The organism is Micromonospora sp. NBRC 110037, from assembly GCF_001652995.1.
Classification (GTDB): domain Bacteria; phylum Actinomycetota; class Actinomycetes; order Mycobacteriales; family Micromonosporaceae; genus Micromonospora; species Micromonospora chalcea.
Genome location: NZ_BBVA01000008.1, coordinates 151,378 through 174,445 on the forward strand (window position 1 = coordinate 151,378; position 23,068 = coordinate 174,445).

General features: G+C 73.7%; 24 protein-coding genes. 10 read left to right on the forward strand and 14 right to left on the reverse strand.

The window, feature by feature from the left end:
• Position 1: 1 nt before the first annotated feature.
• Positions 2-772, reverse strand: a complete 771-nt coding sequence (locus tag A4R25_RS22855; protein WP_043327644.1) for an SGNH/GDSL hydrolase family protein — start codon at positions 770-772, stop codon at positions 2-4.
• 254 nt (positions 773-1,026) lie between these two features.
• On the opposite strand from A4R25_RS22855, the gene A4R25_RS22860 reads away from it, so the two are divergent.
• Together A4R25_RS22860 and A4R25_RS22865 are read left to right on the forward strand one after the other, a co-directional pair.
• Positions 1,027-2,511, forward strand: coding sequence for a hypothetical protein (locus A4R25_RS22860; protein ID WP_064448010.1), 1,485 nt, complete (start codon positions 1,027-1,029; stop codon positions 2,509-2,511).
• Between the two features lie 19 nt (positions 2,512-2,530).
• Positions 2,531-3,934, forward strand: a complete 1,404-nt coding sequence (locus tag A4R25_RS22865; RefSeq protein ID WP_064448011.1) for a PQQ-binding-like beta-propeller repeat protein — start codon at positions 2,531-2,533, stop codon at positions 3,932-3,934.
• Here A4R25_RS22865 and A4R25_RS22870 read toward each other — a convergent pair.
• The 5 genes from A4R25_RS22870 to A4R25_RS22890 form a co-directional block, all read right to left on the reverse strand.
• Entirely contained in the window at positions 3,918-5,096 is a 1,179-nt protein-coding gene (locus A4R25_RS22870; protein WP_064448012.1) for a WD40 repeat domain-containing protein, read from the reverse strand. The two genes, A4R25_RS22865 and A4R25_RS22870, sit on opposite strands and share 17 nt — an antisense overlap.
• Complete coding sequence (locus tag A4R25_RS22875; RefSeq protein ID WP_043327648.1) at positions 5,093-5,623, reverse strand: SigE family RNA polymerase sigma factor; 531 nt, start codon at positions 5,621-5,623, stop codon at positions 5,093-5,095. Before A4R25_RS22875 ends, A4R25_RS22870 begins: the two co-directional genes overlap by 4 nt.
• 115 nt (positions 5,624-5,738) lie before the next feature.
• Positions 5,739-6,254 (reverse strand): putative immunity protein, encoded by a 516-nt coding sequence (locus A4R25_RS22880; RefSeq protein ID WP_043327649.1) that lies wholly within the window; start codon positions 6,252-6,254, stop codon positions 5,739-5,741.
• Positions 6,251-6,808 carry a putative immunity protein gene (locus tag A4R25_RS22885; protein WP_064448013.1) on the reverse strand — a complete coding sequence of 186 codons (558 nt, stop codon included), beginning with the start codon at positions 6,806-6,808 and terminating at the stop codon, positions 6,251-6,253. The genes A4R25_RS22880 and A4R25_RS22885 overlap by 4 nt, the downstream gene beginning before the upstream one ends.
• Entirely contained in the window at positions 6,805-7,140 is a 336-nt protein-coding gene (locus A4R25_RS22890; protein WP_082931107.1) for a hypothetical protein, read from the reverse strand. Before A4R25_RS22890 ends, A4R25_RS22885 begins: the two co-directional genes overlap by 4 nt.
• 95 nt (positions 7,141-7,235) lie before the next feature.
• Between A4R25_RS22890 and A4R25_RS22895 the strand changes: the two genes are divergently transcribed.
• On the forward strand, positions 7,236-8,039 hold the full coding sequence (locus A4R25_RS22895) for a helix-turn-helix transcriptional regulator (RefSeq protein WP_064448014.1): 804 nt from the start codon (positions 7,236-7,238) through the stop codon (positions 8,037-8,039).
• Positions 8,030-8,221 (forward strand): DUF397 domain-containing protein, encoded by a 192-nt coding sequence (locus A4R25_RS22900; protein ID WP_064448015.1) that lies wholly within the window; start codon positions 8,030-8,032, stop codon positions 8,219-8,221. The genes A4R25_RS22895 and A4R25_RS22900 overlap by 10 nt, the downstream gene beginning before the upstream one ends.
• Here the strand turns inward: A4R25_RS22900 and A4R25_RS22905 are convergent.
• Together A4R25_RS22905 and A4R25_RS22910 are read right to left on the reverse strand one after the other, a co-directional pair.
• A complete protein-coding gene (locus A4R25_RS22905) occupies positions 8,196-8,969 on the reverse strand; it encodes a class I SAM-dependent methyltransferase (RefSeq protein WP_064448016.1) in 774 nt (257 codons plus the stop codon). The two genes, A4R25_RS22900 and A4R25_RS22905, sit on opposite strands and share 26 nt — an antisense overlap.
• Positions 8,966-9,343: a VOC family protein gene (locus A4R25_RS22910; RefSeq protein WP_064448017.1), complete on the reverse strand. Its 378-nt coding sequence runs from the start codon at positions 9,341-9,343 to the stop codon at positions 8,966-8,968. The genes A4R25_RS22905 and A4R25_RS22910 overlap by 4 nt, the downstream gene beginning before the upstream one ends.
• 173 nt (positions 9,344-9,516) lie before the next feature.
• Here A4R25_RS22910 and A4R25_RS22915 point away from each other — a divergent pair, with 173 nt between their 5' ends.
• The 4 genes from A4R25_RS22915 (at position 9,517) to A4R25_RS22930 (ending at position 12,917) form a co-directional block, all read left to right on the forward strand.
• Positions 9,517-11,286 (forward strand): proline--tRNA ligase, encoded by a 1,770-nt coding sequence (locus A4R25_RS22915; RefSeq protein WP_064448018.1) that lies wholly within the window; start codon positions 9,517-9,519, stop codon positions 11,284-11,286.
• Positions 11,287-11,340: 54 nt separating this feature from the next.
• Positions 11,341-11,760 (forward strand): CBS domain-containing protein, encoded by a 420-nt coding sequence (locus A4R25_RS22920; RefSeq protein ID WP_030499538.1) that lies wholly within the window; start codon positions 11,341-11,343, stop codon positions 11,758-11,760.
• 78 nt (positions 11,761-11,838) lie between these two features.
• Positions 11,839-12,264, forward strand: coding sequence for a SufE family protein (locus tag A4R25_RS22925; RefSeq protein ID WP_043327656.1), 426 nt, complete (start codon positions 11,839-11,841; stop codon positions 12,262-12,264).
• A 20-nt stretch (positions 12,265-12,284) separates the two neighbouring features.
• Positions 12,285-12,917, forward strand: coding sequence for a DsbA family protein (locus tag A4R25_RS22930; protein ID WP_064448019.1), 633 nt, complete (start codon positions 12,285-12,287; stop codon positions 12,915-12,917).
• 36 nt (positions 12,918-12,953) lie between these two features.
• Here the strand turns inward: A4R25_RS22930 and A4R25_RS22935 are convergent, their stop codons facing one another.
• The 4 genes from A4R25_RS22935 to A4R25_RS22950 all read right to left on the reverse strand — a co-directional run bounded on the left by A4R25_RS22935 (position 12,954) and on the right by A4R25_RS22950 (position 16,218).
• Positions 12,954-13,502: a YbaK/EbsC family protein gene (locus tag A4R25_RS22935; protein WP_043330797.1), complete on the reverse strand. Its 549-nt coding sequence runs from the start codon at positions 13,500-13,502 to the stop codon at positions 12,954-12,956.
• Positions 13,503-13,561: 59 nt separating this feature from the next.
• Positions 13,562-13,759 carry a hypothetical protein gene (locus tag A4R25_RS22940; protein ID WP_043327658.1) on the reverse strand — a complete coding sequence of 66 codons (198 nt, stop codon included), beginning with the start codon at positions 13,757-13,759 and terminating at the stop codon, positions 13,562-13,564.
• 36 nt (positions 13,760-13,795) lie between these two features.
• Entirely contained in the window at positions 13,796-14,575 is a 780-nt protein-coding gene (locus A4R25_RS22945) for an SDR family oxidoreductase (protein ID WP_064448131.1), read from the reverse strand.
• A 266-nt stretch (positions 14,576-14,841) separates the two neighbouring features.
• A complete protein-coding gene (locus A4R25_RS22950) occupies positions 14,842-16,218 on the reverse strand; it encodes an MFS transporter (protein WP_064448020.1) in 1,377 nt (458 codons plus the stop codon).
• A gap of 154 nt (positions 16,219-16,372) precedes the next feature.
• Here A4R25_RS22950 and A4R25_RS22955 point away from each other — a divergent pair, with 154 nt between their 5' ends.
• Entirely contained in the window at positions 16,373-20,809 is a 4,437-nt protein-coding gene (locus tag A4R25_RS22955; RefSeq protein WP_064448021.1) for an HAD-IC family P-type ATPase, read from the forward strand.
• On the opposite strand, the gene A4R25_RS22960 is transcribed toward A4R25_RS22955, so the two are convergent.
• Positions 20,806-21,753: an L-threonylcarbamoyladenylate synthase gene (locus tag A4R25_RS22960; RefSeq protein ID WP_043330800.1), complete on the reverse strand. Its 948-nt coding sequence runs from the start codon at positions 21,751-21,753 to the stop codon at positions 20,806-20,808. The genes A4R25_RS22955 and A4R25_RS22960 overlap by 4 nt on opposite strands.
• 80 nt (positions 21,754-21,833) lie before the next feature.
• Positions 21,834-22,409: a helix-turn-helix domain-containing protein gene (locus tag A4R25_RS22965; RefSeq protein ID WP_064448022.1), complete on the reverse strand. Its 576-nt coding sequence runs from the start codon at positions 22,407-22,409 to the stop codon at positions 21,834-21,836.
• A 65-nt stretch (positions 22,410-22,474) separates the two neighbouring features.
• Between A4R25_RS22965 and A4R25_RS22970 the strand changes: the two genes are divergently transcribed.
• Complete coding sequence (locus A4R25_RS22970) at positions 22,475-23,065, forward strand: dienelactone hydrolase family protein (RefSeq protein WP_064448023.1); 591 nt, start codon at positions 22,475-22,477, stop codon at positions 23,063-23,065.
• Positions 23,066-23,068: the final 3 nt, after the last annotated feature.

Below are 23,068 nucleotides of genomic sequence, written 5' to 3' on the forward strand. Positions count from 1 at the left end.
CTCAGTCGCGCTCGACCGGCCCGAGCACCGGCCGCTTGGCGGTGACGAAGTCGCCGGAGGACCGCCCGGTCAGCCGGCGCCTGATCCACGGCGCCAGGTGCTTGCCGGCCCAGCGCAGGTCGGCGGCGCGCGCGGCGAGCCACGGGCTGGGCGCCGGGTGCGGCGGGACCAGCAGCCACTCCTCGTCGCAGCCGACGCCGAGCGCGGTGAGCACCTGGGCGGCGACCCGGCGGTGGCCCGCCGCCGACAGGTGAATCCGGTCGGTGCTCCAGAGCAGCGGGTTGAGGTAGGTGTCGTCGGAGTACAGGTCGACCAGGATCGCGCCGTGCCGCTCGGCCACCTCGCCGACCACCCGGTTGAGCAGCGTCACGCGCGGGGCCATCAGCCGCTGGCCGGGCAGCCGGGACATCACGTCGGCGAACCGGAACAGCACCACGTCGCTGCCGCCGGAGCGCAGCCGCTGCACGACCGAGTCGAAGCGGGGGACGAACGCGTCCGGGTCGAAGGTGCGGCGCAGCACGTCGTTGCCGCCGGCCGCGAAGCTGATCAGGTCGGGCTTCATGGCCAGCGCGGACGGCACCTGCTCGGCCACCACGTTCGGGAACAGCCGGCCCCGGATGGCCAGGTTGGCGTAGCCGAAGTCGGGCCCGGCCTCGACGGCGAGACGGGTGGCGACCAGATCGGCCCAGCCCCGGTAGCTGCCGTCCGGATACGCGTCGTCCATGCCTTCGGTGAAGCTGTCGCCCACCGCCACGTAGCTGCGCCAGCGCACGGCGCCTCCCTCAGACGTCCCGGCAGAAGTGCGTCGCACAGTCTGTCACCGCGCGGGCCGCTCCCGCTGGCCCTGGACGCCGGACGTGGCGGATGTCTCGACGTCCTGTTCACGACAACCACCCCCGGGGACAAAAGCCCCGACCCGTCCAGGCGGGGCAGAATCCGTCGTCCGGACCGGGGATGATGGCTGCCGTCATCCGGCCGCGCGAAACCGTCCGGCCGGTCCCGCATCCGGCACGAGCGAGGAACCACATGACGCAGGGGCACCCACCGGCGGCAGGTTGGCCACCGCCCGGCAACGCCGACCCCCGGTACGGCGGACCGCCGCCCCCCGGGCAGCAGTGGGCGCCCCCGGGCGCGCCGAAGTCCCGCCGTGGGCTCTGGATCGGGCTCGCGGCGGGCGCGCTCGCGCTGGCGGTCTGCGCCGGCACGGCGGTCGGCGTCGGGCTGGGCCTGCGCGGCGACGACGAGGACGGCTCCGCGCCGAAGGCGGCAGCCGGCGCGAACGGTGTCACCGTCACCGACGCCGAGCTGACCGCCCTGCTCGACCGGCACAGCAAGGCGCTGGCGGCGAAGGACCTGGACGGCTACCTGGCCGCGTTCGACCCGGCCCGCAAGGAACTGATCGCCGGGCAGACCCAGCTGTTCCGCAACCTGGGCAAGCTGCCGCTGTCGGTGGCCCGCTACGAGACGATCGAGAAGCAGGGCCGCGTCAGCGACGCCTTCGGGCAGGGCGTCACGTTCCAGCTCGACGTCTCCTTCGTGCACCAGTTGGACGGCTTCGACCTGGCGCCGGTCGCCGAGTGGTACCGCTGGACGGTCGTCCGCGCCGGCAAGGACGCGCCGATCCAGGTCACCGCCGTCACCGGCGCGCCGGCCGGCGGCAACGGCGACTCGAAAACCGTCTACTACCCCGGGCCGTGGGACAAGTGGCGGGACATCCATGTCGAGCGGACCCCGTACGCCCTGATCATCACCGATGCGGCCCGGGCTGCCGTGGCGAGGCGGTACGCCCCGGCCGTCGACAAGGCGGTGACGAGCAACCTGGCCGTGTGGCGGGCCAACGCGCCGCCCGAGCCGGCGTCTGACAAGTTCGTCGTCACGCTCGCCGCCGGCAAGGACGAGATGACCTCGCTCTACCGGATCGGCACCGAGAAGGCCACCGAGGCGGGCTACTCGGTGGGCATGGTCGCGGCCGAGCGCAAGGACGGCAGGAACACGATCGGCGGCACCCGCATCGTGGTGGACACCGGAGATCGTTACTTCACCCGCTCCGGCGGCGACAACGACGCCCACATGGTGTTGCGGCACGAGATCGCGCACTCGCTGATGACGCCCCGCACCGACCCGGCCGCCGTGGACGAGTTCAGCAAGCTCGACGAGTGGGTGGTCGAGGGGTTCGCCGAGTACATCGCCTTCCACGGCCGCCCGCTGGCCGCCAGCGAGCGCACCGCGCCCGCCCTGCAACTGGTCCGCGACGGCGGGAACGGCTGGAACGGCACGCTGCCCAGCAACGCCGACTGGCAGAAGAGCGGCCTGCTGACCTTCCACTACTGGCTCGGGCACACCGCGATGACGCACCTCGCCGAGAAGCACGGTGAGCCGAAGCTGTTCCGCTTCGTCGAGGCCGTCTACGCCGGCACCCCGACCGACCGCGCCGCCCGGGACGTGCTCGGCGTGTCGCTCGACGAGTTCCAGGCCGGCTGGGCCGACTACGTCCGCGAACTGGCGGGCTGACGGAAACGGGAGACGACCGATGACGTATCAGCACCAGCAGTACCCGCCGCCCGCGTACCCACCGGTGGGCCGGCCGGGTCCGGTCGGTGCGCCGCCGGCGGCGCCGAAGCGGCGCGGGCGCGTCGCGTTGCTGGTGGCCGGTGGGCTGGTGGCCGTGCTCGCGGTCGCGGCCGGCACCGCCTACGGCGTGTCCCGGCTGGTCGGCGGCGGTGACGACGGTGGGAGGAAGCTGCGTGCCGCGTGGGTGCTCGACTTCCCGGAGCTGCAGCGCAACGGCCTGAAGACGTACGACGGGCAGGACATGTTCGGCGCCTGGCTGGTCGGCGACGCGGTGGTCCGGGCGCAGCCGGACGGGATCATCGCCTACCGGCTCGGCGACGGCGGCCAGGCGTGGGGCGTGCCCGCGCCGCAGGCCGCCTCGCTGTGCGCGGCCGCGCAGACCCTCACCGACGGGCGGGGTGTGGTGGCGCTCGGTCCGGCCGACTCGTGCGACACGCTCGTCGGGTTCGACGCGGCCGCCGGCACGCAGACGTGGCGGGTGACGTTCCCCGTCGAACGCCGGACGGGCCGGTCCGAGATCGTCGCCCCCGACCTGTCGGTGACCGCCGGGCAGGTGGTCGTCCGCAGCGGCGAAAGCGTCTTCGGCTACTCGCTGGCCGACGGCAAACGGCTGTGGCAGACCGACGCCGACCGGCTGCTGCCCGGCCGCGACTGCCGCCTGACCGACGCGCAGGCCGCCGGGGACCAGGCAGTGGTCACCACGCTCTGCGACGGCGACCGGGGCGCGCTGCTCGGCCTGGATCCGGCCACCGGCAAGCCGCGCTGGAAGCAGGACCTGCCCGCCGCGCAGCAGAGCGACGGGGTTCTCAGCGTCGACCCGCTGGTCAGCCGGCCCGGCCTGAACACCGAGACGTTCGTCGCGCGCGACGCCACCGGCAAGGAGCGGGCCGCGTTCGGCAACCCCGTCGACGGTACGCGGTTCAGCGACCTGCCGGTCAACCGTTCCAACACGGTGAGCGGGCCGGCGGTCCGCCCGTACCTGGCCGACGCGGACACGCTCTACCTGCCGACCGAGCCCTCTCCAGTGGGCGACAAGATGCGCCAGGTGAACCAGGTCGTGGCGATCGACCTGGCCACCGGGAAGCGGCGCTGGGTGTCGGCCGGGCACACCGACAGCGAGGTGGAACTCGTCCGCCTCGACGGGCAGGGCCTGCTGGCGTGGGAGGTGGGCGACCGGCGGGATCTCGCCCCACGGCTGGTCCGGATCGACCCCGCCACCGGGACGGTGAGCGTGGTGGCCGAGGCGCCGCTGTCGGCCGGCACCGAGGGCAGCGACGCGAAGGTGCTGGAGCGCGACGGCACAGTGGTGCTGGTGCCGTGGAAGCAGGTCACGGCGGACGCGGCGATCACGGTCCTGCGGTGATGATCTGCATGTCCCGCAGCGCCGAGGGCTCCGCCCGCTCCGTGATCTTCTTGCCGTTCGCATCCACCAGGACCACCGTGTAGCGGTCACCGCTGCGCACCCGGACCACCATCGACCCGTCCGGCTGGAAGAAGACCTGCCGCAGTTGACGTCCCTCCAGCGGCAGCGACACCTCCGCGCCGGTCCGGGTGTCGAGCACGGCGTTGACCAGTAGCTCCCGTGCCGCGTCCCCGTACGTGCCGTTCCGGTCGATCCGCAGGAGCGCGACCCGCCGGCCGTCCGGGGAGAGACTGGACAGGTCGAAGGAGACGTACCGGCTGCCCTTGGTGCCCAGGCCCGGCACCGTCCGGCGCGCCCTGCCGTTCCGGTCGGTGAGGACGATCGTGCCGTCGGAGCCGTCGGCGAACGCCAGCGTCCCGTCCGCCGCGAACACGGCGTGACAGCCGTCGAGGCCGGTCACCCTGGTGAACTTCCCGGAGGAGACGTCGAGCACGCCGGTGGCCGGGTCGTCGCCGCCAGCGTTCAGACGCACGACGAGCTGTTGCGAGTTCGGCAGCCAGACGGGTGACCAGCAGACGTCGTCGACGCCGTCCCGGAGCTTGCGCCGCCCCGAGCCGTCGATGGCCGACACCCACACCGCACCGGTCGTCTCGACCCAGGCGACCCTCTGTCCGTCGGGTGACACCGAGACGTTTACCTGCGCCGGCCCGTACGGGAGACCGAGCAGGCGGACCGGGTCGTCGCCCGGACGCCAGGACTGAAGCCGGACGGTGCTCGTCGGGGACGGGGCGTTCGCCAGGTCGGACGGGCCGTAGACGAGCCGCCCGAAGGTCGCGTCACCGTTCGGCCCCCCGCCTGTGGTTTCGCTGGGACTGGTCGACGGCGTGCTCGACGGCTCGGCGGACGGGGTCGGGGTGGGCTCGACCGGCGGGGCGGTGACTGTGACCGACGGCCCGGCCGGCACGGGCGTCTGGCTGTTCGGCCGGATCGCCAGTGCCGTTCCGGTCGCGGCGGCCAGCACCACCAGCACGGCGGCAGAAGTGGCGGCCGCCCGCTGGAGGCCGAGCCGCCGCGAGGTACGCAGTGCCCGGTCCCGCAGGTCGACCGGGGTGACCTCCTCGGCCAGATCGGCCAGGTCGAAACGCAGTCGGTCCTGGTTCATCGGGCGGTTCCTTCCGTGACGTACAGCTCGGCGAGCTCCGGTGCCACGCTGCGCAGCTTCGCCAGCGCCTTCGAGGTCTGGCTCTTGACGGTGCCGACTGTCACACCGAGCAGGTCGGCGGCCTCGGTCTCGGTGCGGTCCTCGAAGAACCGCAGAACCAGCACGGCCCGCTGTTTGGGAGAGAGCCGGGCCAGCGCGGCCCGGAGGGTCAGCCGGAGCGTGGTCTGCTGGGCGTGGTCGGGGGCCGAGTCGCCTCCGCGCGGCTCGGGCACGTCGCCCGGCATCGACTCGGCCACCCGGCGGCGTCGCCACCAGGAGACCTGCAGGTGGTACATGACCTTCCGGGTGTACGCCTCCGCGTTGCCGGTCTCGTGCAACCGATTCCAGGCACGGTGCGTACGGGCCAGCGCGGACTGGACGAGGTCCTCGGCCAGGTGCTGGTCGCCGGTCAGCAGGTAGGCGGAGCGCAGCAGCGCGGGCGTACGAGTTCGGACGAACAGGTCGAACTCAGTCAGGAGAAGATCCACACGAGCCGGTCCTTGGGGTCAAGTGGTGCATCGGCGTGACGCCTTCCGAGACGCCACCCGGCCACGCCATGGTTGCCACCTCCGGTGGCACTTTCCCGACAGGCTCCGGCCGGTGTCAGCAGTCGAAGACCGACCAGCAGATGTCGTTGCGCAGCCGCTGGTCGTCCAGGACCAGCTCGCGGATCTCGGCCGGGAGCTGATCGCGCTGCCACCGGCACTCGTCGCGCCCGGCCGCCTCGCCGAGACCGGCGGGCGCCGCCGCGCGTACCGCCTTGATCGCGTACGCGGCGGCGCCGAGTTCGTGCGCGGCCACGTGGGCCACGACGGCGGCCTGTCCGGCGGCGTACGCGGCGTTGCGTGCCGCCCCGCGCAGGTCCCGGGCCGCGCCCATGGCGTGCCCGCCCGCCGCGCGCGCCTCCATCATCCTGACCTCGCCCCGCACCCAGGCGCGGGCGTACGCGATCGCCTCGCGCGGGCGGCTGTCGTCCGGCCGGACCGCCTCGAACAGGCCGAGGACGTGCTCCGCGCAGGTGGCGGCCCAGAGCGCCAGCAGATGGTGGTGCTCGTCGGTGAGCGTGCCGCCCCGGCGGATCGTGGTGAACCGGGGATCGCGGACCTTCGGCAGGATCACGACGCGGCCTCCGGCCCGGCGGCGCCCTGGCGCAGGTCGTGGTCGAGTGCGCTCATCAGCCGGGCGACCCGGCTGCCGCCGCCGGTCACCGGCGGATAGCGGCGGAGCACGTCGACCAGCACGGGGGTGGCGAGCTGCCGGTACCGGTCCAGCGCTGCCACGCCGACGGTCTCGTCACCGCCGGCCTCCAGTTCGGCGACGCGCGCGGCGTTGGCGGCGGCCCGCAGAATGTGGCCGACCTGGGTGGCCTTCGCGATCGGGTGCAGGTACGCGGCCGCGGCGGCGTCACCGGCGGCCCGGGCGGCCAGGCGCGCGGACTCGGTGGGCGCGGACCGGGCGGCCCGGTGCGCGTCGAGGGACGTGACCCGCTGGAGTTTCGTCCGGGCGGCACCGCGCGCGAACGTCCACGCCGCGTCGACAGCCGCACGGGGACGCGGATCGCCGGGAACCGCCCGCTCGTAGACCGGGAGGACGTCCTCCGCGTGCCGGACCGCGTACCGCGCCACCTCGCGCAACTCGTCCATCGTCAGGTCGAAGTCCCCGGGCGCAGTCATGTCGCGGGCATCGTATCGGTGATGCCGCGCCGGTATGGGCCCCAGCCGACGAACCGCTCGAACAGCTCGCGCGGGGTCGGCCCGTCCTGCGGGTTGAGGCGGAACAGGTCGTGGGTGGCCTCGTGGTAGAGCCCGGACAGGTAGACGGCCAGGTCGACGGGGTGGTCCGCGTACTCGACCTTGAGCAGTAGGCGCGCCTGCGCACAGGGCCACGGCGCGCCGCAGGCGCGGCACAGCCAGAGCGGCCGGATCGGCAGGTGGGCCGGGTGGTCCGGCGGGTAGGGGCGGGGCCGATCGGGGTACGGCCCGAGCCGCGGTACGGGAAGGTTCATGCGTGACAGTCTGCTGATCGCGCCACTACGCTCGGAAGTCCTCGCTGCCGGTCCGGGGAGAGGCCGGGAGACCGGCCGCAATCTGAGGAGGGCGTGTGGAGAACGAGCCGACCGCCGAGCTGATCCGCGCGCAACTGCGGCGGCTGCGGGTGCGGGCCGAACTGAGCCAGGAGGAGTTCGGGAGGCTCGTGCACTTCTCCGGCTCCCAGGTGTCGGCGGTCGAGCTGGGCCACCGACCGCTCGACAGGTTCTTCCTCGCCCGGGCCGACGAGGTGCTGGGCACCGGCGGACTGTTGATGTCGCTGCTCAAGCTCGCCGAGCGCGACGGCCAGCCGAGCTGGTTCCGCCCCTGGCTCGAAGCCGAACGCCAAGCGCAGCAGTTGCGCTGTTACCAGCCGAGCCTCATCCCTGGCCTGTTGCAGACCGAGAACTATGCCCGGGCGATGATCCGCACTGACGACATGCTCGCCGAGCAGGAAGCCGAACGGCGACTCGCGGTCCGGCTCGACCGGCAGACGGTGCTGGCGGGCACCGATCCCCCCAAGTTCGTCGCGGTGGTCGAGGAGACCGTGCTGCGCCGCGCCGACGAGAGCTTTCGCGGACTGATGAGTCAGCAGGTGACGCACCTGATCGAGGCGAGCAGCCACCCACACATCGCGGTGCACGTCATTCCGGCCGACATCGGACTGCACATCGGACTGACCGGACCGTTCACTCTCGCCCGGGGCGGTGACGGGGGTTGGATCGGCTATCTGGAGAACCAGCTCGGCGGAACAGTGATCGACAAAGATGAAGACGTGGCTATCCTGCTGTCCAGATGGGAGAGCGTCCGCAGTGAGGCGCTGTCCCGCCGGCAGTCGATCGAGCTGATGAAGGAAGTGGTCGAGTCATGGAGCTGATCGGCGCGCTCTGGCGCAAGTCAACCCGCAGCGGGCAGAGCGAGTGTGTCGAGGTGGCGGACAACCTGGCCGCTGTGGTCGGGGTGCGGGACAGCAAGGACCCGGCCGGGCCGGTGCTCACCTTCACACCCGACGCCTGGCGGGCCTTCGTCCGGCTCAGCGGGAGCCGCGCGTCGCGCTGATCAGCACCGTGTGCTTGCGTACCCGGAAGGCGCCCTCGGCGTCGATACGGGCCTCGATCGCGGCGCGCGCGGCCGACTCCTCCGCCACGGTGAGCGGCCCGATCATGCTGACGATGTAGGCCAGGATCGGCTCCGCGGCGGGCACCACAAGCTCGTCCGGGTAGCGCTCAACTGTCACGTCGGTGAAGTGGGCGGCGACACGGGCCGGTGTCGCCTCGGCGGTGACGTCGTTCCGGTGGTGGAACCGGACGGCCAGGTCGGGGCACCCGATCACCGGGCCGAGCGTGTTCAGCTCGGCCATGTGGTCGCGGCCGTTCACGGCGACAGCCAGCCGGCCGCCGGGGCGCAGCACCCGGGCGAACTCGCGCAGCGCGGCATCCGGGTCGTCCAGGTGGTAGAGCATGCTGTTGGCTATCACCGCGTCGACCGTGCCGGCGCGGAACGGCAGGTACGTGGCGTCGCACCGCAGCACCCGAGCGCCGGGCACCTCGCGCAGCCGCGCGCACATGGCGGGCGAGAAATCGGTGAGCGTGAGCCGGCGCCGAGGGCCGATCCGGTGCCACAGCTCGCCCGTGCCGGCCCCGACCTCCAGCACGTCCCGGGCCAGTGGAAGCCGCTCGCCCAGCCAGGCGAACCAGCTCTGCGGATTGGTGCCGTATGCGTGCAGCGCGATGCGAGCGGTCAGGTTGCCGGTCGTCGTCGCGTACTGGCTGGTCGCCCGCGCCGACGCGGTGGCGTCGCCCGTCATGAGAGGTAGAAGCAGAACGGGTGACCATCCGGGTCGAGGAGCACCCGGACGTCGTCCTGCGGCTGGAAGTCGGGCAGCGTCGCACCCACGGACACCGCGTACGCCACGGCTGCCTCCAGGTCGTCGACCTTGATGTCCAGGTGGACAGACATCTGCTGGTCGCCGGGACCGGCCGGCCACACCGGCCGCACGTAGGCCGGCTCGTCCTGGAACGCCAGCCAGTGACCGCCCTCCGGCGGCGCGAGGAGGACCCAGTCGGATTCCTTCTCGCGCCGGATCCAGCCGAGCAGCCGCTCGTAGAACGCGGCCAGGTCCTCTGCGGACGGCGCGTCCAGCACCGTTGTCGTCAGCTTCATCAGCGGTCGCTCAGCCATGCCGCATTCCTACCCGGCACCCGCGACATTTACCGGCCCGTCCGCACCATCTCGGCGGGGTGGCGGCATCCGACTGGTGTCGATACCGCCACCTCGCCGAGCCGGCGACGATCGGTCCGCGCGGACGCCGAAAGGGGTCGCCCGGCCCTCCGCTCGCGCCATAAGCTGCGGCAATGCTGCTGCGCATGTCGACCCTGCTGCTCCGGACCCTGCGTGAGGACCCGGCCGACGCGGAAGTGCCGAGCCACCGGCTGCTGCTGCGCGCCGGATACGTCCGCCGGGCCGCGCCGGGCGGCTACACCTGGCTGCCGCTGGGCAAGCTCGTGCTGGACCGGATCACCGCGATCGTGCGGGGCGAGATGACCGCGATCGGCGACCAGGAGGTGCACTTCCCGGCGCTGCTCCCGGCCGAGCCCTACCGGACCAGCGGGCGGTGGACCGAATACGGGGACGACATCTTCACGCTCGCCGACCGCAAGGGCGCCGACCATCTGCTCGCGCCGACCCACGAGGAGCTGGCCGCGCTGCTGGTGAAGGACCTGTTCACCTCGTACCGGGACTTCCCGGTGACGCTGTTCCAGATCCAGACGAAGTTCCGCGACGAGGCCCGTCCCCGCGCCGGTCTGCTGCGCGGGCGCGAGTTCCTGATGAAGGACGCCTACTCGTTCGACCTGGACGACGCGGGGCTCCAGGCCGCGTACGACCGGCACCGGGCCGCCTACGAGCGCGTCTTCACCCGGCTCGGGCTGGACTTCACCACTGTCCACGCGATGTCCGGCGCGATGGGTGGGTCCGCGTCGGAGGAGTTCCTGGCCGCCACGCCGGTCGGTGAGGACACGTTCGTCGGCTGCACCGCCTGCGACTACGCGGCGAACACCGAGGCGGTGGTGACCCGCGCCCCGGCCGCCGGTGACCCGGACGCGCACCCGCCCGCCGAGACGCACGACACCCCGGAGACGCCCACCATCGCGGCGCTGGTCGAGCTGGCCGAGGCCCGCAAGCTGGGCGGGCGCACCGGCTGGACCGCCGCCGACACGTTGAAGAACGTGGTCCTCACCGTCCGCAGGCCCGGTGCCGAGCAGGCTGAACCGCTCGTCATCGGCCTGCCCGGCGACCGTGAGGTGGACCTGAAGCGGGTCGAGGCGGTGCTGGCCCCCGCCGCGGTGGCGGTCTTCGAGGACTGGGACGCCCACCCGGAGCTGGTCCGCGGCTACATCGGGCCGCAGATCCTGGCCAAGCACGGCATCAGCTACCTGGTCGATCCCCGCGTGGTGCCCGGCACCGCCTGGCTGACCGGCGCGAACGAGCCGGGCCGGCACGCCACCGACGTGGTCTGCGGGCGCGACTTCGTACCGGACGGCACGATCGAGGCGGCCGAGGTGCGGCCCGGTGACCCCTGCCCGGCCTGCGACGCCGGTGAGCTGACCATCCGGCGGGGCATCGAGGTCGGGCACATCTTCCAGCTCGGACGCCGGTACACCGACGCGTTCGCGGTCGACGTGCTCGGCCCGGAGGGCAAGCCGGTCCGGCCCACGATGGGCTGCTACGGCATCGGCGTGTCCCGGGCGGTCGCCGCGGTGGCCGAGCAGCACCACGACGACCGGGGGCTGGTCTGGCCCGCGGCTGTCGCGCCGTGCGACGTACACCTGGTCGCCGCCGGGAAGGGGCCGCAACTCGACGCGGCGCTCGACCTCGGCGGGCGCCTCGCCGCCGCCGGCCTGCGGGTGCTGGTCGACGACCGCACGCACGTGTCCGCCGGGGTGAAGTTCACCGACGCCGAGCTGATCGGCATTCCGCGCGCCGTCGTGGTCGGCCGCCGTCTCGCCGACGGGTACGTGGAACTACGTGACCGGGCCACCGGTGAACGGGCCGAGGTGCCGGTGGAGGACATCGTGGAGCGTCTGCGCGACGAGGTGGGCGCGACGCGCCACGACGGGGTGTAGCGAACGCGGTACCGGGTACCGCAGACGGATCGACCGAGGTGTTCGGAGGCTCTCATGTACCGCGTCAGTGACGTGATGACCAGGCAGGTGATCTACCTCCCGGCGGAGACCCCGCTGGACGAGGCGGCCCGGGTGATGAAGGAGTCGGACATCGGCGACGTGGTGGTGACCGACGGCGCCACGCTCGCCGGCATGCTGACCGACCGCGACATCGTGGTGCGGGCGGTGGCCGAACGCGCCGACCCGGGCACCACCACGATCGGCTCGATCATCACCCGTGAGGTGGTCATGATCGAGCAGCACTGCACGGCGAACGAGGCGGCGGCGCTGATGCGCGAGCGCAACATCCGGCGCGTGCTGGTCTGCGACAGCGACCGCAAGCTCGTCGGCATCGTCTCCCTCGGTGACCTCGCTATGCAGCTCGACCCCCAGTCGGCGCTCAGCGACATCAGCGAGGCCGCGCCGAACGCGTGAGAGCGGGCCCGCTCGCGTGACGCGGGGCACCGCCACCACCGTCGCATAACGGCGCGCGGCGGCGGATAGCCTCGACTCATGCCCGAGATGCCGACGAAGCTGGCCGAGATCGTGGACGAGTTCGCCGCCGCACCGCGCGACGTCGTGCTGGAGATGCTGCTGGAGTTCGCCGACGTGATCCCGCCCCTGCCCGAGGGTGTGAACCGGGAGGAGCTGGAGCAGGTCCCCGAGTGCCAGACCGCGTTCTTCCTGCGCGCCGAGGTGAACGCGAACAAGACGGTCAGCACCGTCTTCGACTGCCCGCCGGAGGCGCCCACCACCCGGGCGTTCGCCGGCATCCTCGCCGAAGGGTTGGCCGGGGCGAGCGCCGAGGAGGTGCTGGCCGTGCCGGACGATCTCTACCAGCGGATGGGCCTGGCGCAGGCGATCAGCCCGCTGCGCGTACGCGGCGGCACCGCCATCCTGGCCCGGCTCAAGCGCCAGGTCCGGGAACAGATCTCCTGACCGGCGGGTTGTCGCTGGTCATGGACATCGAGATCTACGCCGACGTGGTCTGCCCCTGGTGCTGGATCGGCAAGCGCCGACTGGAACAGGCGCTGGAGTCGTACGACGGCGAGGTGAACGTCCGGTTCCGGCCGTTCCAGCTCGACCCGACGCCGGTCACCGAGCCGAAGCCGCTGCTGGAGGCGCTCGGCGACAAGTTCGGCGGACGGGACAAGGCCGAGGGCATGGCCGCGCACGTCACCGGCGTCGCCGCGGGCGCGGGCCTGGACCTGCGGTTCGACCGGGCGGTGGCGGCGAACACGTTCGACGCGCACCGGCTGGTGCGTTTCGCCGCCGAGCGCGACCGTTCCGCCGAGATGGTCGAGCGGCTCTACCGGGCGCACTTCCACGACGGCATCGACGTCGGATCGATCGACGCGCTGGTCACGCTGGCCGGCGAGGCCGGTCTGGACGAGACCGAGGCGCGGGAGTACCTGGAGTCGAACCTGGGCCGCCGGGAGGTCGCCGCCGACCTGAGCGCCGCGCACCAGCTCGGCGTCTCCAGCGTGCCGACGTTCGTGCTGGCCGGAAAGTACGCGGTCACCGGCGCGCAGGAGACGGAGACGCTGCTCGCCGCGTTGCGCGAGGTGGCGCAGCGCGAAGCGGCGGCCTGATGTTTCACGTGGAACAAGATCGATGCGAATGAGGACCTAGGCCGGCCTGGCCAGGTCCTCCACCACCCTCGCCCCGGGCAGCGCGCCGAGCGCCGGCCCGGGCAGGGCGATCTTGCTGTGCCGTACGCCTGATCCGATGATCACGTGCGGGGTGGCGATCACCCGGGAGTCGACGAGGACCGGCCAGTCCGCCGGCAGCCCGATGGGCGTGATGCCGCCGTACTCCATTCCGCTCAACTCGACCGCCTCGGCCATCGGCGCGAAGCTCGCCTTGCGCACGTCGAGCAGCTTGCGGACCACGCCGTTGACGTCGGCGCGGGTGGTGGCGAGCACGACGCAGGCCGCGTACCGGGTCTCGCCGCCGCGCTTACCGGCGACCACCACGCAGTTGGCCGATTCCTCCAGCCCCACCTGGTACGCCTCGCAGAACGCGGCGGTGTCGGCCAGGTCGGCGTCGATCGGGGCGACGAGTACGTCGTCCACGTCCACCGGGGCCTCGGCCGGCCACTCCTGCAGCGCCGCGGCGACCGGCGGGGCCAGCAGGTCGAGCCGTGCCCGGGCCGGCTCCGTCTTCAGCGTCCCCATCATGTCGCGATCCTCGCACCCGCTTCGCGGATCGCCCCTCCGGGCCCCGGCTCCGCCCCTCAGTTGGGATTGCTGAGGAACGCGTTCTCCTGCGCGAAGTCCCGGTTCTCGGCGGTGGTGAGCTGCCGACGGCGCAGCACCTCGGGACGGTTCGCCTCGGCGTCCTCGATGCCGTGCCGGACGCCGACCCGGATCACGCCGTAGAGGAAGACGAAACCGAAGACGTAGAGGAGCACTGTGGCGACGAAGACCAGCATGCGGTCACGGTAGGCCGGTGCGGACCCGACCGGTTCTCATCTTCCGCCGGTTCCCCCGTACGTGTCCGCGAGGTAGTCGGCCCAGGTCCGGGTGCCGGTCGGCGTGGCCGTCGTGGTGAGTCCACCCCCACGCAACTCCCGCCCGAGGCGGCCGGGAATCCGGACCGGCAGCAGCGGACGGCGTACCCGGCGGGCCGCGAGCCAGGTGCGGGCCGCCTCGTCGAAGCGCAGCACCTCCGGCCCGGCGAAGTCCTCGACCCGGTGCGACGGTCCGGCGAGCAGCAGCACCGCCAGCCGGTCCGCCACGTCGGCCGGGTCGACCGGCTGGGCGAGTACGGCCCGGTCCCCGATCACCGGGCCGAGGCGGCTCGCGCCTTTCAGCAGGTCCGCCAGGAACTCGGGGAACTGGGTGGCGCGCAGCACGCTCCACGGCACCGACCCGGCGGCCACCACCTCTTCGGCCGCGAGCTTGTGCCGGTAGTAGGGGATCGGCACCCGGTCGACGCCGACGATCGAGACGTACACCAGGTGGCGGACCCCGGCGTGGCCGGCGGCCATGGTCAGTCGGCGGGTGCCGAGCACGTCGATCTCGTGGGTACGCCGTTGCGGCGACGAGGCCAGGTGCAGCACCGCGTCCACCCCGGCGACCGCCTCCGCCAGCCCGGCGCCGGTGGCCAGGTCGGTGCTCACCCACTCCACCCCGTCTCCGGTACGGGGCCGACGGCTGGTCGCCCGGAGCGTGAAGCCCTCGTCCCGCAGCCGGGGCACCACCACCCGCCCGAGCCGTCCGGTCGCCCCGGTCACCAGCACCCGCATCGCCACTCCTCCCAGCCACGCCCTGCCCACTCGGTCCGCATTCAGGACGGCAGCCCGGCCGGGATCGTGACCGCCCGCCGGGCCGTCGGCCCGACGTCGCGCTTGCCGGGCTGCTCCATCACAGTGTGTGAGCCCGGCGCAGGCGACTACGACTGTTGAGCGATATACCTGAGAGTCATAATCATGACCAGGAGTCATACCGCAGTCAGGCGATGCCTCCGGCAGGAGCGTTACTGCGCGTGAGCGGCGACCGGGCCGGCGACGCCTCAGCCCACCGGGCGAGGCACCACTCGACCGGCAAGGGTCAGGCCGAGCAGGCCGCAGCCCGCTGCCACCGCCAGCGTGGTCGCGTAGCTGGCCGGGCCGGGTGACGCACCGGCGGCCAGGACCGCGCCGGTCAGCGCCAGCACGGTGGCCGCGGCGAGCGAGTCGCCCAGTTGCAGCGCCGAGCTGTTGCGGCCCTGCTCGGCCGGGGCCGACTGCTCCAGGGTGAGCACCGACAGCGACGGGTAGAGCAGTCCCATGCCGAGCCCGGCCACGGCCCAGGAGAACACCGCCGGCAGCACCGGCAGCCCGGGCAGCAGCGCCGACGCGACGCCCGCCGTACCGATGGTGATGCAGGCCAGCCCGGCCCGGGGCAGGCTCGCCGCCGACCGGGGCGAAGCGATCCGACCCTGGATCCACGAGCCCACCGACCAGGACAGCGCCCCCACGGTCAGCACCAGGCCGGCGCCGGTGGGCGAGAAGCCGCGCTCCCGCGACAGCATCAGCGGGATCACCACCTCGGCGGCCACGAACGCCGCCGACGCCAGCGCGCGCAGGCCGATCACCGTCGGCAGACCGCGTGCCGCGCGCAGGAACCCGGACGGCAACAGGTGCGGCACGCAGACGAACAGCCCGGCCAGCGCCCCGGCGGTCAGGGCGGCGGCGAGCACGCCGCGCTGCTGCCCCCCGTAGTGCAGCAGTGCGGCGCTCGCCCCCGCCCCGCAGGCCCAGCCGACGCGGGCCAGCGCGCCCGCGGGCGGCCGGGTCGGCACGGTGCCGGCCAGCGCCTTCAGACCCGGCTGGATCAGCAGCGCCGCCGGAATCGCCACCGCCGGTACCGCGAGGAACACCCATCGCCAGCCCAGATGTTCCACGATCAGGCCGGCCAGCGCCGGGCCGACCAGCGACGGCACCACCCAGGCCGCGGCGAACGCGGCGAAGATCCGCCGCCGCAACTGCTCCGGGTACGCCTGACCGACCACCACGTAGAGCGCCACCGAGACGAGTCCGGAACCGAAGCCCTGCACCACCCGCCCGACGACCAGCATCTCCATGGTCGTCGCGGAACCGGCCACGACCAGCCCGGCGACGAACCAGGCGACGCCGTGCCACATCGCCGGCCGTGGTCCGCGCGCGTCGCACCAGATGCCGGAGGCGACCATCGCCACCACGCCGGAGGCGAACGAGCCGCCGAACGCCAGCGCGTACAGGCCGAGCCCGTCCAGCGCGCGGGCCACCGTCGGCATGGCGGTGCCCACCGCCAGCGCCTCGAACGCGAGCAGGGACACCAGGGCGACGCTGCCCACAGTCATCGCCCGAAGGCGCGGCGACCACAGGTCGACGGGTGGATCGGCCGGGAGGGCGGCGGTGCTGGTCATGGGCTACAGCCTCGGACCTCACCCCGGGTTGAGGTCAACTGTGGTCCCCGTCTCGTCCGGCGGGAACGACCGGACCCCGAACTTCTGCCGTCCGGGTGGCATAACGGACGCCGCGCCGGGAAGTCGGGCCGCCGGGACGAGACCGGGAGGCGAGATGGCGCTGGGACGCTTCGCCGGCCTCCTGCTGTCCCCGACGGTCGTGCCCACCAAGGTCTCCGAGGTCGCGGGAAGCGTGGGTACGGCCGCCGCCCGGCTGGCCCGGCTCACCGGGCTGACCAGCCGCCGGGTGTGGTCGCAGGACGGCCGCCACCACATCGAGGTGCACGGCGTCTGCCAGGACGGCGGCGACCGGCTCGCCCGTCAGGTCGAGGCGGCGCTGGAGTCGATGCCGGGCGTGACCTGGGCGCGGGTGAACGCGCCGTCCGGCCGGGTGGTGGTGGCGACCGGGGAGCCGGCGCCGAAACTGCGCGATCTGATCGCCACAGTGGCCCGCGTCGAGCAGACCTGCCCGTACGAGCCGGACCCGGAGATCGAGCCGCCGCAGCCGCCCGAGGACGGCCCGCGTACCGCGCGCACGTTCGGCGCGCTGCTGTCCGACGTGCTCGGACTGGGCATCTCCGCCGCCACCCGGGTGCTGCCGCTCACCCCCGTGCCGGCCGAGGTCGCCGGGCTGCTCGGCGCTGTCGACCTGCACCCGAAGCTGCACGCGCTGGCCGGGCTGGGCATCCGCGCCGACCCGCGCGCCGAGGTGCTGTTCCCGCTGGCCGAGGCGGTGGTGCAGGGTCTCACCGGCGGCTGGGCCGGGATCGTGCTGGACGGCGCACAGCGCGTCGTGCAGTGGGGCGAGGGGGCCGCTCAACTGGCCGCGTGGCGGCGGGCCGAGCCACACCTGACCGGTGACCCGGAACGGGCTGTGGCCCGGGTGCCGGACGGCGAGCGGCCGTGCCCGGTGCCGGACGGGCAGCCGGAGCGCTACGCCAAGCGGGTACTCCCGGCCGGCGCGGTCGCCGGAGCGGCGGCGCTGCCGGTGCTGGGACCCAAGCGGGCCGCCGCGCTGGCACTGTCCTCGCTGCCGAAGGCGCCCGGTTCCGGCCGCGAGGGTTACGGCGCCCAACTGGGCCGGATGCTCGCCCGGCGCGGCGTGATCGCGATGGACCGCAGCGTGCTGCGTGAGCTGGACCGGATCGACACGGTGGTGCTGGACGCGGCGGTGCTCGGTTCGGACCGGGGGGTGCTGGCCGACCTGGCGCCGCTGGCCGACGCCGACACCGGGCAGGTCGCCGCCCGGGCGTTCGCGCTGTTCGACCCGGCCGAGCCGGACGCGGTACGCGCCGCCGACGGCTGGCGGATCGGCCCGCTGGACCGGCTCGGCGCCGACGATCCCGGGGACACCGCGGACAGCGCGCGGCTGCGCGCCGACGGTGGACGGCTGCTCGGGCTGGCCGAGAACGGCCGGCTCGCCGCCGTACTGCGGGTCGAGCCCGAGCCCGCACCGGGCGTGGACGCGCTGGCGTCGGCCGCCCGGCAGGCGGGCCTGCGGCTCGTGGTCGGCGGCGCGGACGACGGCCGGTACGACTTCGCCGACCTGCTCGTACCCGGTGGTGCCCGGCTCGCCGGCGCGGTGCACGACCTGCAACGCGAGGGCGCGGTGGTGATGGTGGTCTCCGGCGAGCGGTCGGCGCTCGCCGCCTCGGACTGCGGCCTCGGCGTGTACGGCCCGGAGGACCTGCCCCCGTGGGGCGCGCACCTGCTGGTCGGCGACGACCTGCGGGTACCGGCACTGCTCATCGACGCGGCCGGGGTGGCCCGCCGGATGACCGAGCAGAACATCCGGATCGCCATGGCCGGCGCCGGGCTCGGCGCGCTCGGAGCATTCACCGCCGACCGTCGGCGGCTGCCCCGCCCGACGCTCGCGGCGGTGAACGGCGCGGCGGCGCTCGCGTTCGCGCACGGCGTGTTCCGGGCGCACCGGCTGCCGGACCGCACCGGCGTACCGGTGCCCGCGCTCAGCGCCTGGCATCTCATGCCGGTGGAGACCGTCCTCGAACAGCTCGACACCGACGCGTCCGGGCTGACCGAGGGCGAGGCGACCCGGCGGCGGCGCGTCGAGGTCGGCGACGAGCACGGTCCGGCCGGGCTGCTCCGCTCGTTCGTCGAGGAGCTGTCCAACCCGCTCACCCCGGTGCTGGCCGCCGGTGCGGTGCTCTCCGCCGCGTTCGGCTCACTCGTCGACGCGGCGCTGGTCGGCGGCGTGGTGGGCGGGTCGGCGCTGGTCGGCGCGGTGCACCAGCGCAACACCGAACGGTCGCTGGCCGAGCTGCTGTCCCGCTCGGCGGTCACCGCCCGGGTTCTGCGCGACGGCGCGGAACGGGTGGTGCCCGCCGAGGAGCTGGTACGCGGCGACGTGATCACGATCAGCTCCGGGGACGCCGTACCGGCCGACTGCCGGGTGCTGACGAGTGACGGGCTGGAGGCGGACGAGTCGTCACTGACCGGTGAGTCGCTGCCGGTGGCGAAGAGCCCCGACCCGGTGGTCGCGGCGGCCATCGCCGAGCGGCACTCGATGCTGTTCGAGGGCACCACAGTCGCCGCCGGGCACGGCACCGCTGTGGTGGTGGCCACCGGCGCGGAGACCGAGTCCGGGCGGAGCCTCGCGATGGCCCGGCAGGCCCCGCCCGCAAGTGGTGTGGAGGCGCGGCTGGGCAAGCTGACCAGCAGCGCCGTACCGCTGGCGGCCGCCTCGGCGATCTCGGTGGCCGGTGCGGGGCTGCTTCGGGGCGTACCCCTCGCCGAAACGGCGGCGACCGCCGCGAACCTGGCCGTGGCGTCGGTGCCGGAGGGGTTGCCGTTCCTGGTCAGCGCCGCGCAGCTGGCGGCGGCGCGGCGGCTGGCCGAGCACGGCGCCCTGGTCCGCAACCCCCGGACGATCGAGGCGCTGGGCCGCGTCGACGTGCTCTGCTTCGACAAGACCGGCACGCTCACCGAGGGGAAGCTGCTGCTGGCCGGGGTGGGCACCGGTGACGGCCGGTACGCCGTGCTGGGCGAACTGGACGAGCCGCTGCGGTCGACGCTGGCCGCCGCGGTGCGGGCCACCCCGTCCGCCGCCGACCCGGACGAGTTGCCGCAGCAGACCGACCGGGCGGTACGCCACGGCGCGGACGCCGCCGGGGTGACCGAGCGGACCGGCGCCGCGGAGTGGACCGCCACCGCCGGGCTGCCGTTCGAGCCGTCCCGGGGCTACAGCGCCGCTGTCGGCCGTTCCTCCGGCGGGCTGCTGCTGAGCGTGAAGGGCGCCCCCGAGTCGGTGCTGCCGCGCTGCGCGTCGCGGCGCACCGCCGAGGGGGACCGGCCGCTCGATGCGGCGGGGCGCGAGGAGGTGCAGGCCATGCTGGCCGGGCGGGCCGGGGCCGGGCACCGCATTCTCGCCGTGGCCGAGTGCCGGGTCTCCACCGAGCAGGTCAGCGACGAGCAGGTGAACGGGCTGGTCTTCGTGGGTTTCCTGACGCTCGCCGACGGGGTGCGGGACAGCGCCCGGCCGGCGGTGGCCCGGATCCGTGCCGCCGGCGTACACACCGTCATGATCACCGGCGATCACCCGGCCACCGCCGAGGCGATCGCCGCCACGATCAGCCCGGAGGACGGCGGCCAGCGCGTCGTCACCGCCACCGACCTGGACCGGCTGGACGACGCCGCGCTCGCCGAGCGCCTGATGGCCACCGACGTGGTGGCGCGCTGCACGCCGGCGCACAAGGTACGGATCATTCAGGCTTTGCAGCGCCAGGACCGGACCGTCGCGATGACCGGTGACGGCGCCAACGACGCCCCGGCGATCCGGCTCGCCGACGTCGGTATCGCGCTCGGTCAACGGGGCACACCAGCCGCCCGCGCCGCCGCCGACCTGGTGGTCACCGACGACCGGCTGGAGACGATCATCGCCACGCTGGTCGAGGGCCGGGCCATGTGGTCGTCGGTGCGGCACGCGCTCAGCATCCTGGTCGGCGGCAACCTCGGCGAGATCGCGTTCAGCGTGCTCAGCGCCGCCGCGACCGGCCGCTCCGCCCTGAACGGCCGGCAACTGCTGCTGGTCAACCTGCTCACCGATCTCGCGCCGGCGCTCGCCATCGCGGTACGGCCGCCGGCCGACGACCGCGCCGACCACCTGCTACGCGAGGGTCCGGACTCCTCGCTCGGTGTGACCATGACCCGGGAGATCGGGCTGCGGGCGGCGTCGACCACGCTGGGCGCGACCGCCGGCTGGACGATCGCCAGGTGGACCGGCACCCAGCGGCGGGCCAGCACCGTCGCGCTGGCGTCCCTGATCGGCACTCAGCTCGGCCAGACCGTACTGGCCGGCGGCACCAGCCCCAGCGTGCTCGCCGCCACCGCCGCGTCGGTGGGCGCGCTGGTCGCGGTGGTGCAGACGCCTGGTGTCAGCCAGTTCTTCGGCTGCACCCCGATGGGCCCGGTGGGCTGGGCAATCGCCACCGGCTCGGCGCTCGGCGCGACGTTCGCCAACGGCACGCTCACCAAGCTGATGGACCGCATGCCGCAGCCCGGCTCGCACGGGCGTCCCGACGCGGAACAGTTCTAGTGCCAGGTGGCGGCGGCCCGGCGCAGCCGGTCGTTTATCGCGCGGCCCACTCCGGTGTCCGGCACCGGCTCGGCGACGATCTCGGTCACCCCGGCCGCGTCCAGCCGGTGCAGCGCGTCGAACAGTCGCGCCGCCGCCGCGGTCACGTCGCCGTCGGGCGACAGCACCTCCACCGCCGCCCAGTCGCCGTCCGCCGGTGGCTCCCGGAAGGCCAGGAACCCCCGCCGGCCGCCGCCGGGCTCGGCCGCCGCGCCCAACCGCAACGGGGTACGCGGGGCGTAGTGCGCGGCCAGCGTCCCGGGCGCGACGGGCTGACCGGAGCTGCCCTGGCGCACCTCGACCGGGCCGACCGCCTCGATGATCGCCTCGACCGGCAGCGCGCCCAGCCGCAGCACCACCGGCCGGTCGCCGCGCGCGTCCACGATCGTCGACTCGATGCCGCACCGGGTGGGCCCGCCGTCGAGCACCACGTCCACGGCGCCGCCCAGCCCGGCCACCACGTGCTCGGCGCGTGTCGGACTGAGCTGGCCGAACCGGTTCGCGCTCGGCGCGGCCACCGGCACGCCGGCCGCCGCGATCAGCGCCCGCGCGGACGGCTCGTCCGGTACGCGTACCGCCATGGTGTCCAGGCCGGAGGTGACGATCGGCGGGATGATCTCCGGTCGGTCCACGATCAGGGTGAGCGGGCCGGGCCAGAAGCGCTTCGCCAGCTCGGCCACCGCCGCCGGCACCTCGCCCACCAGCGCGGCCAGGTCGGCGGCGTCGGCCAGGTGGCTGATCAGCGGGTCGAAGCTGGGCCGCGCCTTGGCCTCGAAGATCCGCGCCGCCGCCCGCGCGTCAAGCGCGTTGGCGCCCAGGCCGTAGACGGTTTCGGTGGGGAAGGCGACCAGCCCGCCGGCGCGCAGAACGGCGGCGGCCTCGTCGATGCCGCGCTCGGCCGGCAGGACGCGCGGGGATCCGGTGCTCACGCTTCCGACGCTAGCCTGCTCTCTTCGCCGCCCCGGCAAGACCCCGTCGGGTGGCGTTACCCGGCGTCCGTGTCGGGGAGCGTGGGCGCGTCCGTGGGGTAGAGGCCGGCGGCGAAGCCGTACACCTGGTCCCCGGCGCGGGGGATCTGCGCGAACCGCCGGGCCAGCGCCTGCACCTCCGCCCAGAATTCGCGGACGTCCTCGATCGGGATGCGCGCGTGCACGAGCGTGCACCGCAGTTCGTCGGCGGCGTGCGCGGCGGCCGCTTCAGCTGCCGCCTCGGCGAGGCCGTTGATCCGGGACACGACCTGCTTGTCCTCTGTCCGGGTGAGCGTGCCGACGTAGAAGGTGCGGGCGACACGCCCGTAGAACCGCTCTTCGATGGCGCGTACCCGCCGGGTCCGCACCACGCGCAGCAGCCCGGCGTCCACCAGTTGGTTCACGTGGTACGCGACGCTGCTCTTCGGCCGGTCGACCGCGCGGGCCAGCTCGTTCACCGTGGCGGCGCGTTCCAGGAGCAGTTCCAGGAGCGTGCTGCGCAGCGGGTCGGCGAGCGCGCGCAACTGCTCCGGGGCGGTGACCACGAGCAGGTCCTCGAGGTCGTAGTCCGGGATCCGCTGATTGACCGACATTTCTCGACCGTTCTAAGATTCTGGTTCGTTCGATAACTCTGGTCTGACAACTCAGGAGTGTAGTGATGGCCGAGATCGTGCTCTTCCACCACATTCAAGGGCTCACCGACGGCGTACGCGCCCTCGCCGACTCCCTGCGCGCCGGCGGACACACCGTGCACACCCCGGACTTATTCGACGGCGAACGGCCGGCCACCATCTCCGACGGCGCCGCGCTGGTCAAGAGCATCGGCGGCGACGTCCTCGACCAGCGCGCCGACGCGGTCGTCGCCGACCTGCCCGCCGACCTCGTCCACGCGGGTGTCTCCTGGGGCGCCGCCATCGCCCAGCGGCTCGCCCAGACCCGGCCCGGCGCCCGGGCCGCCCTGCTCTACGAAGCCTGCCTGCCGGTGACCGGTGAGTGGGCGATCGGCCCCTGGCCCGACGGCGTGGCGGTACAGGTGCACGGCATGGAGCAGGACCCGTTCTTCGGGCTGGAAGGCGACGTGGACGCCGCCCGCGAGCTGGTGTCGATCGTCGGCCCCGAACGCGGCGAGCTGTACGTCTACCCCGGCGACCGGCACCTGTTCACCGACAACTCGCTGCCCTCGTACGACGCCGAGGCGACCGCGCTCGTGGTGAGCCGCAGCCGCGAACTGCTCGACCGGCTCGCCTGACGC